Source organism: Neisseria sp. (assembly GCF_030523955.1).
Lineage (GTDB): Bacteria > Pseudomonadota > Gammaproteobacteria > Burkholderiales > Neisseriaceae > Neisseria.
In genome coordinates this window covers 1-13,382 of sequence record NZ_JAUNHL010000029.1, presented here as the reverse complement: position 1 = coordinate 13,382, position 13,382 = coordinate 1, and the positions used below count along the sequence as shown (strand labels likewise).

At 53.4% G+C, this 13,382-nt stretch carries 10 protein-coding genes and 1 tRNA gene; 7 read left to right on the top strand and 4 right to left on the bottom strand.

Annotated elements, in window-relative coordinates:
- Window positions 1–323 precede the first annotated feature (323 nt).
- The 4 genes from Q4C79_RS07565 to Q4C79_RS07550 all read left to right on the top strand — a co-directional run bounded on the left by Q4C79_RS07565 (window position 324) and on the right by Q4C79_RS07550 (window position 6,218).
- The gene (locus Q4C79_RS07565) at window positions 324–4,616 is read left to right on the top strand and encodes a DUF637 domain-containing protein (protein WP_368492222.1); all 4,293 of its coding nucleotides are present in this window, start codon (window positions 324–326) and stop codon (window positions 4,614–4,616) included.
- Window positions 4,603–5,049, top strand: a complete 447-nt coding sequence (locus Q4C79_RS07560) for a hypothetical protein (RefSeq protein ID WP_303090413.1) — start codon at window positions 4,603–4,605, stop codon at window positions 5,047–5,049. The genes Q4C79_RS07565 and Q4C79_RS07560 overlap by 14 nt, the downstream gene beginning before the upstream one ends.
- A gap of 87 nt (window positions 5,050–5,136) precedes the next feature.
- Window positions 5,137–5,715 carry a hypothetical protein gene (locus tag Q4C79_RS07555; RefSeq protein WP_303090412.1) on the top strand — a complete coding sequence of 193 codons (579 nt, stop codon included), beginning with the start codon at window positions 5,137–5,139 and terminating at the stop codon, window positions 5,713–5,715.
- Entirely contained in the window at window positions 5,712–6,218 is a 507-nt protein-coding gene (locus tag Q4C79_RS07550; protein WP_303090411.1) for a hypothetical protein, read from the top strand. The genes Q4C79_RS07555 and Q4C79_RS07550 overlap by 4 nt, the downstream gene beginning before the upstream one ends.
- A 244-nt stretch (window positions 6,219–6,462) precedes the next feature.
- On the opposite strand, the gene Q4C79_RS07545 is transcribed toward Q4C79_RS07550, so the two are convergent.
- From Q4C79_RS07545 to Q4C79_RS07535, 3 genes are all read right to left on the bottom strand, one after another.
- On the bottom strand, window positions 6,463–7,014 hold the full coding sequence (locus tag Q4C79_RS07545; RefSeq protein ID WP_303090410.1) for a nucleoside 2-deoxyribosyltransferase: 552 nt from the start codon (window positions 7,012–7,014) through the stop codon (window positions 6,463–6,465).
- A 215-nt stretch (window positions 7,015–7,229) separates the two neighbouring features.
- Window positions 7,230–7,655, bottom strand: coding sequence for a hypothetical protein (locus tag Q4C79_RS07540; protein WP_303090432.1), 426 nt, complete (start codon window positions 7,653–7,655; stop codon window positions 7,230–7,232).
- Between the two features lies 1 nt (window position 7,656).
- Complete coding sequence (locus Q4C79_RS07535; RefSeq protein ID WP_303090409.1) at window positions 7,657–8,976, bottom strand: homoserine dehydrogenase; 1,320 nt, start codon at window positions 8,974–8,976, stop codon at window positions 7,657–7,659.
- A gap of 223 nt (window positions 8,977–9,199) precedes the next feature.
- On the opposite strand from Q4C79_RS07535, the gene Q4C79_RS07530 reads away from it, so the two are divergent.
- Window positions 9,200–9,571, top strand: a complete 372-nt coding sequence (locus Q4C79_RS07530) for an Mth938-like domain-containing protein (RefSeq protein WP_303090408.1) — start codon at window positions 9,200–9,202, stop codon at window positions 9,569–9,571.
- A gap of 312 nt (window positions 9,572–9,883) precedes the next feature.
- On the opposite strand, the gene gyrB is transcribed toward Q4C79_RS07530, so the two are convergent.
- Window positions 9,884–12,274, bottom strand: a complete 2,391-nt coding sequence (gene gyrB / locus Q4C79_RS07525; RefSeq protein ID WP_303090407.1) for a DNA topoisomerase (ATP-hydrolyzing) subunit B — start codon at window positions 12,272–12,274, stop codon at window positions 9,884–9,886.
- A gap of 303 nt (window positions 12,275–12,577) precedes the next feature.
- Between gyrB and pgsA the strand changes: the two genes are divergently transcribed.
- Together pgsA and Q4C79_RS07515 are read left to right on the top strand one after the other, a co-directional pair.
- The gene (pgsA, locus tag Q4C79_RS07520) at window positions 12,578–13,141 is read left to right on the top strand and encodes a CDP-diacylglycerol--glycerol-3-phosphate 3-phosphatidyltransferase (RefSeq protein WP_303090406.1); all 564 of its coding nucleotides are present in this window, start codon (window positions 12,578–12,580) and stop codon (window positions 13,139–13,141) included.
- 89 nt (window positions 13,142–13,230) lie between these two features.
- A tRNA-Gly gene (locus Q4C79_RS07515) sits at window positions 13,231–13,306 on the top strand.
- The last annotated feature ends 76 nt before the right edge of the window (window positions 13,307–13,382 follow it).

Below are 13,382 nucleotides of genomic sequence, written 5' to 3'. Positions count from 1 at the left end.
CTTCTTCCGGCCGGCTTGAAAACAGCGGCACCATCCGCACCACGCGCGACAGTACGCCCGAAACGCCGACTTATCTGGGTTTGGAGACCACGCAGAAAGGCCCGGCAGGCGCCATCATCTCCGACGGCGGGCGTATTGAAGCCAAGGGTTTGATCGTGGTCGACACGGTTGAAGACATCGGTTTGCGCAACGGCGCGGCAGTGCATCAAGACGGTACGCAGCCTTCGGGAGTGATTTTGAATGCCGGACGCAATCTGGTTGCGCAGAGCGGCGCCGGGGTCAACAACCTTAAAGGCCCGGTCGATCTCGCGGCCCAAGGCAGGATGGTGCTCGATGCGGCAAAGATAAAAACCGGCGCTTCGCTATACGGCAGCAGCGGAGGCGGGGCGGCGTTGGGCAAAAACGTTCAAATTACGGCGCAAGACGACATCACGATGGTATCCGGCCAAAAAATCAGCAGCCAAGGCAGTTTCCGCTCGGAGAAAGGCGGCATCCGTCTTGAGGCCGGTGCGTTCCGCCCTTCGGCCGAGGCACCAGCAACCCCGGCAGACGTCCATATCGGCGGCAGCCTGAATGCGGCCAAGCCGATTGCGGTGGTGGCCGAGGGCAACCTTAAAACCGGTCTGGCTCCCTATCAGCGCGCCGGACAGGTTTACCTGCATGCGGGTAAAAACCTAACCGTCGCCGCCGACTCCGCCGGACCGGCCTCCGCCAAAAACATCAGTATCAAAGCGGGCGAAGCGGCATCGCTTACCGCCCCTTCCCCCAAAACGCTGGCGGCGGGCGGCAACTTCCATATCGAGGCCGGCAGCATTACCACCGACAAAACCAACCTGAAAGCAGGCGGCAACTTGGGCCTGTATGCCGGCAAAGGCGATGTGCGCTTGGGCGGCCATACCCGGCTGGATGCCGGCGGCAATTTGGAAGTGGCGTCCCATCCCGGACATATTGGGGGAAACAGCCTCTCCGCCCATGCCGCCGGTTATGTTTCACTCCTGTCTGAAGGCAATACCGAATTGAAGGGGCAAACCTCGCTCAGCGGCAAAGACATCTATGCCGGCTCCGTGGGCAAAGGATTCTTCAGGGCGGAGCAAGCCGATTTTAAGGCGGAAGGCGGCGACATTCATCTGCTTGCCGGCGGCGGCATGGAAGCCGGTACCGCGCAGGCGCGCAGCAGCATCCGCGGCAATCATGTCACCATCCAAAACAAAGGGGCCAATGCCGTTTTGCGCAATCTGGACGTTCATGCCCGAAACGGCGCTTTGTCCGTCCATTCCGACCGGGCGCTCGGTTTGGATAACGCCAAGCTCGAGTCCGCCCACAACATGCAGCTGAATGCGCAAAACGAACGCATCACGCTCAATCAGGTCGACGCTTACGCACACCGCCATATGAGCCTGACCGCCCAAGGCAAACACAGCGGCCAGATCTGGCAAAACGACAAATCGTCCGGCACCAACAAGCTGGTGGCCAACGGCGTATTGTCGCTGAATTCGCGCTATTCCCAAATTGCCGACAACACCACGCTGCGCGCCGGTGCGATCAACCTGACCGCAGGCACGGCCCTGATCAAACGCGGCAATATCAATTGGAGCACCGTGCCCACCAAAACCATGGAAAACATCGCCGACTTAAAACCGCTGGCGGGCAAAATACACATTGAGGCCGGCAGCGGCACCATGACCTTCGAGCCTGCCAACCGCGTCGCCGCCCACACCGACCTGACCGTCAAAACCGGCGGCAGGCTGGTTCTGGCCGGCAAAGGCGGCCAAGCCGGCGTCGCTTCGGCGCGGATGGCCGCCCTCTCGGCCAAGCGCAACCTCAACCTGATTGCCGGCGAAGCAGACATCAAAGGCGCCCGTATTGGCGCAGGAGGAGATTTGACCTTGGCCGCTACCAAAGGCAGCCTCAATATCGAAGGCGTGGAGAATACCTTCAGCAAATACCTGCCCGTCCAAAAAGCAGCCGACCTCAGCGCCAAAAAGCAGGAGTTGGAAAACCAAATTGCCGCCCTGCAGGCCGCCAATCCCCAAAACAGCCTGATTCCCACGCTCAGAAGCGAGCAGGAGCGGCTGGATTTCTACATCAACGCCATCAATAAAACCGTCAAAGAAAAAATGCCCAAAGGCCGCGAATACACGCAAACCGTATTGAACGGGCGCAATGTACGGCTCCTGGCCGCCCAAGGCATAGACATCAGCGCCACCGACATCAACGCCGGTAAAAAGCTGACCCTGCATGCCGCCGGTTTGCTGCCCCGTCCGGCAGGTTCCGACCAGGCCGCAATCTTTGTCGACGGCGCCGTCGACCGCTATGAAATCGGCAAACCCACCTACAAAAGCCATTACGACAAAGCCGCGCTCAACAAACCCTCAAGGCTGACCGGCAACGAAGGCATAGACATCCACGCCGCCGCGGAACACGAACACGCACGGGTCGTCATCGGCGCTTCCGAGCTCAAGGCACCCGCTGGCGGCATCCAAGTCAAAGCCTACAGCGACATCGCCCTGGCCGCCGGATTGAACGATGCCTATACCTTTCTCAAAACCAAAAGCAGAAGCGGCAAACTCATCCGCAAAACCCAATTCACCAGCACCCGCGACCACCTGATCTACCCTGCGCCCTCAGAATTGAGCGCGGGCAACGGCATCAGGCTGGAGGCCGGCGGCAACATCAATGCGGACACCACCCGCTTCAACGCCCCGCAGGGCAAAGTACGGCTGACCGCAGGCGAAGCGCTCAACCTGCTGGCCACCGAAGGCATCCACTCACACCGGCAGGAGGTTGAAAAAACCCGCCGCTTCCTCGGCATCAAAATCAACCGCAGCCAATACAGCAAAAACGAGCTGGACGAAACCAAGCTCCCCGTACGCGTGATCGCCCAAAATGCCGACACCCGATCCGGCTGGGACACCGTGCTCGAAGGCACCGAGTTCCAAACCACCCTCTCCGGTGCCGACATTCAGGCCGGCGTCGGCGCCAAAGCAAGGAAAAACGCCAAAATCATCCTCAAAGGCATCGTCGAACGCGTACGCAGCGAAGAGCAAAAAGAGAGCAACTCCGTCATTTGGCAGACAACCGCCGGCAAAGGCAGCACCGTCGAAACCCTCAAACTGCCCCGCTTCGAAGGCCCCGCCGCGCCCAAGCTGACCGCACCCGGCGGCTATATCGCCCACATGCCCAAAGGCAATCTCAAAACCGAAATCGAAAAGCTCGCCCGAAAACCCGAACATGCCTATCTGAAACAGCTGCGCACCAACAAAAACGTCGACTGGAAACAAGTCAACCTCGCCTACGACCAATGGGACTATGAAGCCGAAGGCCTCACCGGCGCCGGTGCCGCCATCATCACCATCATCGTCACCGCCCTCACCTACGGCGCCGGCAGCGGCCTGGCCGCCGGCGCAGGCACCACCGCCACCGCAACGGGCACCACCGTCGCCGGCGGCACCACCCTCGCCTCCTCCATGGGCACCGCCGCACTGGCCGCCCTCAACAGCAAAGCCGCCGTTTCCCTCATCAACAACAAAGGCAACATCGGCAAAACCCTGAAAGAGCTCGGCCGCAGCGACACCGTCAAAACCATGGTCTCCGCCGCCGTTACCGCCGGCATCGCCGACAAACTCGGCGCCGCCGCAGAGTGGAACAACTACAACAAAAGCTGGGCCGACCGGCTCACCACCAACCTCGCCACCGGCACAGCCACCGCCATGGCCGATACCGCCCTCAACGGCGGCAGCCTGCAGGAAAGCCTGGAGCGAGGCATACTCAACGCCCTGGTGCAACACGGCCATATGGAAACCTCAGCCCGAATCAAAGGCCTGGACAACCACTACATCGCCCACAAAATCGCCCATGCCGTAGCCGGCTGCGCCGCCGCATCGGCCAACAAAGGCCAATGCACCGACGGCGCCATCGGCGCGGCCGTGGGCGAAATCGTCGGCGACGCGATGGTAGACGGCCGCAACCCCAACAATCTCACTCCCGCCGAACGGCACAAAATCCTCAGCTATTCGAAAATCATCGCCGGCAGCGTCGCCGCACTGAACAACGGCGACGTCGATGCCGCCGCCAATGCCGCTCAGGTGGCCGTGGTGAATAACAGCTTGAATCGCTTGGACGGCTTAACGCCAGACGAGAGAAGATTGGAGGAGATTAAAAAGCAATATGGCACGGATATTGGAAAGATAGCCAACAAAATCAGTAAAGGAGAAATTCTTTTAACCAAAGAATTGGCTGATCATATTTATAGGATAAATACCGATCCTAAGTTGACACTTGAAGTTAATGTTCAGGGATGGAATGTTTATGTCGATAAAAATTCAACTTGGAAACCGAACCCCTCAAATCGGCAGGAAACATTTACTGTTGGCAGAATTCCTTATTCTAATTTTTCTCGCTGGGCAGTTCATGGTCATGTTTCCGTAATTAGAGGTGTTGATGGAAAATATCGATTATCTCCTGAGCAATATGATTTTGAAATGCATAAGTTTTCAGGCAAAGTCAAAAATGATTACAAGGTATTTTATCGGAATACTGAAACAATTATAGGGAGCCCTGGAAAAGGCATTCCTTTTGAGATCAAATTCAAAGGAGATGTCAATGTGGTTCACTAAATACAAATTATTGATACTCTTTGTAATTCCTATATCCATTATTTACTTTTTACTTAACAATGCCAATTTAGATATTGATAGATACGAAAATTATCAATTTGAATTTGTATATGATAAAGGCTGGCCTGCTAATTACATTTTAGTCAAAAATAGTAAAGCCAAGAATATGCAACAAAGTGAAATATTATTTTCTCTAGTTAATGATTTCTATAAAAAAGAAGATAATGTCTATTTCTCATATATCCCCAGCAAAGGTATCGCCTCCGAAGTTTGCTATTATGAAAAAAATGTTTTGTATGGAAGAATCAATTTGAAACAAGACGTAATAGAAATAGTAAATAAACAAGATATGGAAAAAGATTTCCTTTTAAATCGCACAATATCCAAAAAAACACAAAGATGGTTGGACGATCCTAAAAATAAATGCACTTAATACCTTGAATAGAAAAATTATTCTCGAACGGACGCCAAAACCAATCTCCGCTGGACAGCGAGGCAGCAATCCGAGCACAAATACGCCATGCTGCGCATCCGTCTGCTTACCAGCCAAATTCAAAAAATCGAACCGCAGTTTAACGGCATCGCCGTCATGAGGATGCCCAATTCGCCATGGGGGCAGCGGGATGTGCAGCTTTACCAACGTTATTATGATAATCTGCGGGCGCAGAGGGGGCTGTCTGCCCAGCCGATTTATCGGGTGAAAATGGCGAACGGTACGGAGTTTAACAAAATTATGAGCAGTAAATATCCGTATAATGAGATTTATGTGACTAATCGTACGTCTCCTAGCGGATATTCTAGAGTAGATTCGTATAATCCGTTTACTAGGGAAATTGTTTCCAGAAAATTTACCCAGCTTGCCCAAATTCAGGAAAATACAGCTATTAGTTATATTCGCGAAGCCGCCACTAAATATCAGCCGGGAATCAAGATAGCCAACGTTCCTAGCACACCCTTACCGTTGCGAAATCAACAATTACGTGGAAAGGTATTTTTGGAAGTGCCTACTCAAATACACTCAATCCCTGCATCTGTTTTAAAAGCTGCCCGTGAAAACAATGTCACTATCCGAGACCATACAGGAAAGGTTTATCAATGATTACTCAAGACATGCAGATTTTTTACGCTGAAAACTGGAGTTGGGGAGGGCACTACCAAGGACCAGAAACCATCATATCTGCAGAAGAAGCTGAAAAACGTCATAACAATAACAACTATTACGCTGTAATGATTGGTAAATCCGCCCATAAACCAACTTATGTAATCTTTATGGATAAAAAAAGTAACTTTGTTGCTGTTGATTTTTTTGACAGGTACGGAAGAGGTTATCTTACCCATCATTTCCAAAAGCGTTCAGATTCAGAGCGATATTTTCTCTCCATGGCTGTTTGGCGGGAATATACCAGCCCGGAATCTCATGATTTAGCAATGGGAGAGGCTTATTACTTTAGAGATGACTCCGACGAGTGTTATGTTTTAAAAGAAGATTTCATCACCAATAAAAGGTATGAAAAAACAGAACATTACTCCCAAAAAGATAAAGTGATCCACTTCCCCGAGTTCGGCAAATACGAGGAGATCCTGAATCCGAATATTATCTAAGTTATACCAAGGCCTGTCTGAAAGCTTTCAGACAGGCTTTGGCCTGAATGCGGTCAAGCCATTAAAGCAACCGAACAGTTGTTTAACTCTCTGGCCAAGCAAAACGGTTTCAAAGTGCTTTCAGGCGGGCGTTACAGCAGCAACAAAGGTTTTGACCATATTTAGCATGGATACCGTGGCAGTGTGATACACCATATCTGCGGGATAAGACGGCCGGTACCATCCTGCCGCTTGGTCTGCTTATTCAGCTTTCAGACAGGCATTGTGCGGCGTAATGTTCGATCGCTTGGGCGAAGCTGCCGAAGATGGGGGACGTTCCGTCATACAGCATCAGGTTGAACGGCAAAGAGAAGTCTTCTATTTCGGTGTAGGCAAAGCGGCCGTCGGGAGCGGCCTGTCCGAAATCGAAGCCGGCGTATTTTTCGGTTTGCTCCGCCCGGTTGTCGGTATAGACCAGCACGGTTTTGCCCAAGGCGCGGGCAAAGCCGCATTCGTAGGCCGTGCCGCAATCCGGTTCGGCGCCGCGAAACGGTGAGAGGTTGGCAATGACGGCGTCGCAGCGCGCAATCATGGCTTCGTTGGCAAGGCGGATTTTGAGCGCATCGGCGCGCTTGGCGTCTGCGGCCATGCCGTGCGACAGGCTGATTTCGTTATCCGTAGGAATCAGCAGCTCGAAACGGCAATGCCTGTCTGAAAGGGTTGAGGCCAATTCCTTCATTTTTGCAAACAGCTTGCCGCGCCCGGCCGGCGGCAGGAATACATCGCCGCCTGCACAATAAATCTGCCGCGTTTTCATAAAACAGCCTCCTTGCAGCGGTATATGACGGATTGCTTCAATATGGCAAATCCGCTTAATGTCCGATACTGCCCTGCTGCGCAAAGCTTGTTAACAGCCATGTCCGCAGCTTGCCGCCTTGGTTTCGAAAAATAAGTTTGTCCGCTATATTTTAAGATATGCCTGCCTATGTGCAGAGTGGAACCAAATAAGAAAATACCAAAGGCTGGCGCTGCCTATTTCAAACCGGCGATGCATTGTGCGTCGCGCCGGTTGAACGCTTGTGCACCGCCCAACAATTCCAGCTGGGCTTGTGCGTCTATGTTGCTCATGGAGCGGATTTGCTTGTCGGTCAGTTTTTCCAGCGGCGCATCCCACATGCATACGCAATAGTCTTGTACCAATGCCTCCGATTGCCTTTCCAGCCCCCGCTGTTTCAAATCCGCCTGCCATTTATCGGTGAACGGTACGTTTTTCATGCACGATTCGATAATGGCGGCTTTGGCTTTCGGTTTGGACATGGCGCATTGGGACAAAAAGAAAAATCCGGCAAACAATAAGGCCACCACCCAGAGCCAGATGCGGATGGTGCGGATTTTGGCCTTGCCTTTTTCCAATGCGGCTTGACGGGCGGCTTCGCCCTCCTCCCCGCTTCCGGGCATATCAGGTGTTCCGGCCATGCATGCTCTCCATCCGTATCATGATCAGCTTGCCGCGCACACAGGGCAAAGCTTCGATGCCGGCAATCGCGGCTTTTATCTGCTTTTCCACCGTGCTGTGGGTGAGGATGACGATTTCGGCTATAGATTGGTCGATAACGCCTTTTTGAATCAGCGCTTCGATAGACACGCCGGCATCGGCCAGAAGCCGGGTAATTTGCGCCAGTACGCCCGGCTCGTCGTCGGCCTGCACGCGCAGGTAATAGCTGCTGGTGATTTCGTCCATCGGCAGAACCGGCAGTGCTTTGACCTGCCCGTGCTGAAAGGCCAGCGGCGGCACCCTGTTGCCCGTATCGGCGCTAATCAGGCGGCAGACATCGATAATGTCGGCCACTACCGCGCTGGCGGTGGGCAACGAACCGGCGCCGGCGCCGTAATACAGGGTTTCTCCAACCATATCCGCTTCCACGCGTACGGCATTCATCACGCCGTTTACATTGGCAATCAGGCGCACCTCCGGAATCAGCGTGGGGTGCACGCGCAGCTCGATGCCTTTTTCGGTTTTGCGTGTGATGCCCAAAAGCTTGATGCGGTAGCCCAATTCTTCGGCATATTTGATATCCCGGCTTTCCAATTTGCCTATGCCTTCGAGATAGCAGGCGGCGAAATTTACCGGCGTGCCGAAAGCCAGGGCCGACATAATGGTAATCTTATGGCCGGCATCGTGGCCTTCGATGTCGAAAGTGGGATCGGCTTCGGCATAACCCATTTCCTGAGCCGCTTTCAGCACATCGGCAAATGCGCTGCCTTTCTCGCGCATCTCGGAAAGAATGAAATTGCTGGTGCCGTTGATGATGCCGGCGATGCTGCGGATGTTGTTGGCAGCCAGCCCTTCGCGCAGTGCTTTGATAATCGGAATGCCGCCGGCCACCGCCGCCTCGAACTGCACCATCACGTTTTTCTCTTCGGCTTTGGCAAATATTTCGTTGCCGTACTCGGCCAGCAATTTTTTATTGGCCGTCACGACGTGTTTCCCGCAGCCGATTGCCTCCAACACCAAGTCTTTGGCGATTTCGGTGCCGCCGAACAGCTCCACCACCACATCCACCTCAGGATGCCTAGCCACTTCGAACGGATCGGCCGTAATCAATGTTTCTTTCGGGCAGAAACGGCGTGCGTTCTCTGCATTGCGGGTGGCCACCATAAACACGTTCACATTGCGGCCCAAGCGGCGGCGGATTTCCTCCGCATTGCGGCCCAATACGTCCACCGTACCCTTGCCTACGGTTCCCAAACCCAAAACACCGACATTCACTGGCTTCATCCTGTCTCCTTACCAAGCCCGGATTCCTAATTTAAGCTGCAAACCGGATACTTTCCCACAACGATTAGAAAATATTCCGTTTCGCAGCTATGATTACGATAGTGCCGCTTCCCCGCAACAGCCCGCCTTCCGGCGCGGCCTTTTCGGGAAACACCGGCATAAACTCAACAAACAAAAGGGCAATGCTACCCGATTTCGTTTGAAAAACCAAGGAAGAAACACCATGCAGATAGAAGAAAACCTCCCGCACAACACCTTCTCCATCACCGCTTGCAATGCAAACGGTATAGAAATCAACGGCAGCTACCACACGGCGCCAATCTGTCTTACCGAAGAAGGCGTTTTTCCCGTAACCGAACCTTCCGCACAAGCGCTCGATGCAGAATCTTTTTCGTCCCGGTTCGGCGCCGCGCCTCTTCCCGAAGTGATATTGGTGGGCACCGGCGCAACGCACCACTTTCTCCATCCGAAAATTGCGGCGGGGCTTGCCGCGCAAGGCATCGGATTGGAAACCATGACCACCGCCGCCGCCTGCCGCACTTTTATGGTTCTGCAAAGCGAAGGGCGCCGGGTATGGGCTTGGCTGTGGCCTTAACTTATCGTCATAGAAAGCTTACAAAAGCCGTTTCATGTAAAACCGCTTTCTTTTATACCGGTCCGGCTCTATGATGAAATTTCAAATGAGAATAAATATTAAATTTAAAGAAAGGATTTCGAATGCAACATCGAAGAAGACAAGCGATTTTTCAAGCCGCCAAGCGTGCCCGCCACGCCAAACAGATTACTTTCCTCCAGCATACCTCCGTGCGCAACCGCAAAAAATAAGCATGCTTCCCCTATGTGTTAAAGAAGAAACAAAAATGCCTGTCTGAAAACATTTCAGACAGGCATTTGCAACACCGGCGGGCTACACGTCTATATTCTGCGCAACCAAAGCATTGTTTTCGATAAAGGCGCGGCGCGGCTCCACTTCGTCGCCCATCAGGGTAACGAATACCTCGTCCGCCGCAATCGCGTCTTCAATCCGCACTTTCAGCAAACGGCGCACGGCCGGATCCATGGTGGTTTCCCACAGCTGCTCCGGATTCATTTCGCCCAGGCCTTTGTAGCGCTGGATGCTCATGCCTTTTTGCGCACCTTGCAACAAAATATCCAAAGCTTCTTCTAAGCCGTCCACATCATACTCGGCTTCGCCTTTATAAAGTTTGGCGCCTTTGCCCACCAAGCCGCCAAGCTGCGATGCGGTTTGGCTGAGCGTTTGGTATGCTTTGCTGCTTAAGAATTTAGGCTCGATATAGCTGACCACCACATTACCGTGCAGCTTGCGGGTGATTTTGACAAACTGCCCGCCCTCATGGCCGCTGACGCGTTCCAAAGCCACTTCTTTTTCATCCAAGAGCGCAGACAATGCCGCCACCGCTTTATCGGCGCCCTCTTCTGTCGACAAATCCACCGGTTCGGCATACAGCATGGCGCGCAGCACCAAATCGTCGATAATGCGGCCCTCCTGCGCAACCACGGCCTTGGCCAGTAAAAACTGCTTGGCGGCCTTTTCCAATTCCTCGCCTTCGATAACGCGGCCGCCGGATACGATTTTGGCCTTATCCACCGCCAGACCGAGCAGGAATTGGTCTTTCTCGGATTCGTCTTTCAGATAGCGCTCCTGCTTGCCGTGTTTGGCTTTGTAAAGCGGCGGCTGGGCGATATACACATAACCGCGCTCCACCAGTTCGGGCATTTGGCGGTAGAAGAAGGTTAAGAGCAGCGTGCGGATGTGCGCGCCGTCCACATCGGCATCGGTCATGATGATAATGCGGTGGTAGCGCAGTTTTTCGGGATTGAATTCTTCCTTGCCTATGCCCGCGCCCAGCGCGGTAATCAGCGTGGCCACTTCCTGGCTGGCGAGCATTTTTTCGAAACGCGCTTTTTCCACGTTCAAAATCTTGCCTTTGAGCGGCAGAATCGCTTGGAATTTGCGGTCGCGCCCTTGTTTGGCCGAGCCGCCGGCGGAGTCGCCCTCGACCAGATACAATTCGGACAAAGCCGGGTCTTTTTCCTGGCAGTCGGCCAGTTTGCCGGGCAGGCCCAAACCGTCCATCACGCCTTTGCGGCGCGTAATCTCGCGCGCTTTGCGTGCCGCTTCGCGCGCGCGCGCGGCATCGACGATTTTGCCGGTGATGATTTTGGCCTCGGTCGGATTTTCTTCCAAAAACTCGCCCAAGGCCTGGCTTATCACTTCGTTCACCACCGGGCCGATTTCGCTGGAAACCAGCTTGTCTTTGGTTTGCGAAGAAAACTTCGGGTCGGGCAGTTTCACCGACAACACACAGGTCAAACCCTCGCGCATATCGTCGCCGCTGGTATCGACTTTGGCCTTTTTCGCCACTTCGTTGGCTTCGATATAAGCGTTGATGGTGCGCGTCATCACTTGGCGCAGCGCGGTCAGATGCGTACCGCCGTCGCGCTGGGGGATATTGTTGGTGAAACACTGCACGGATTCTTGGTAGCTGTCGTTCCACTGCATCGCCACTTCCACGCCCATCCCGTCTTTCTCGCCGGAGGCAAAAAAGATTTTTTCGTGCAAAGGCGTTTTTTTCCGGTTCATATACTGCACAAAACCGGCAACGCCGCCGGAAAACGCAAAGCTTTCGTGCTTTCCGTCGCGCTCATCGGTCAGCTCGATGTCGACGCCGTTGTTCAAAAAAGACAGTTCGCGGATGCGCTTGGCCAAAATATCGAAACTGTATTCGATTTCTCCGAAAGTGGACACGCTGGCCAGAAAACGTACGGCAGTGCCTTTTCTGTCGGACTTGCCTACTTCTTTCAATGGCTCTTCCGCCTCGCCGTGTACAAACCTGACGAAATGCTCTTTGCCGTCGCGGAAGATGGTAAGCGTTACCCAGTCGGAAAGCGCATTGACAACCGAAACGCCCACGCCGTGCAGGCCTCCGGAAATTTTATAGCTGTTGTTGTCGAACTTACCGCCCGCATGCAGCACGGTCATGATCACTTCGGCCGCGGAGCGGCCTTCTTTCGGATGGATGCCGGTAGGCATGCCGCGGCCGTTGTCCTCAATACTGACTGAATTGTCGGCATGGACGGTAACGGTGATTTTGTCGCAATGGCCTGCAAGCGCTTCGTCGATGGCGTTATCCAACACCTCGAACACCATATGGTGGAGGCCGGAACCGTCTTGCGTATCGCCGATGTACATACCCGGGCGTTTGCGTACCGCTTCCAAGCCTTCCAAAACCTGGATGCTGTCTGCGCCGTATTCTTCTCTTTGCTGGTCGGTCATAATGAATGATTCTTTACTTTCAAAGAATTTGGGGAATAATTTGATATTGATTTGGTCAATTTACCAAATAAATCAATACGAAATAAACAGCGTTTATTATAGCCGATTTTTCACCCGCCCGCTTGCCGCCGGACAGGCAAAGAGCCACGGCGGCAAACCGCCCTTAATCAGGAAACCTTCTGTTTATATACGTTTCCCAATAAATTACTTGCTTCCGTTATAATGCGGAAAACATTTTCAGACAGGCATTATTTTCCCAACAGCAAAGCCTGTCTGAAAACCATACGCCCGAAAGCTTGACTTATGCCGTGGAACATTCCCATCTTCCTCACCTGGATGCGCATCCTGCTCATCCCCGTTTTTACCGCCTTGTTTTACCTGCCCCACAGCTGGGTAAGCCAACAAAGCATCAATTGGCTTGCCGCGCTGGTTTTCATCATCGCCGCCATAACCGACTGGTTTGACGGCTTCTTGGCACGCCTGTGGAAACAAACCTCCGATTTCGGCGCTTTTCTTGATCCGGTTGCAGACAAGCTGATGGTGGCCGTAGCTTTGATACTTTTGGTCAAACTCGACCGCACGCTGGCCTTGTTTGCAATCATCATCATAGGCCGCGAAATCACCATTTCCGCTTTGCGCGAATGGATGGCCCAAATGGGCAAGCGCGGCAGCGTGGCCGTGGCCACCATAGGCAAGCTGAAAACAGCGGCCCAAATGGCGGCCATCGTATGCCTCTTGGCGGGTTTGGACGATTTCCACGGCCTCGACCTGCTGGTAATCGGCAACATACTGATGTTTGCCGCATCCGTACTCACCATCTGGTCAATGTTTTATTATTTGAAAATGGCCTGGCAGGAAATCCGCTAAAATTTTCCCGCCACATCTATTGACAAAAATTTGAAAATATTTATAATAGCGGCTTCTTTGCCTTGCAATTTGCAAAGCAAAACTGAAATGCGGGAATAGCTCAGTTGGTAGAGCGCAACCTTGCCAAGGTTGAGGTCGCGAGTTCGAGACTCGTTTCCCGCTCCAGACGCCATAATTATCGGCCGCCCGCGCGGGAATAGCTCAGTTGGTAGAGCGCAACCTTGCCAAGGTTGAGGTCGCG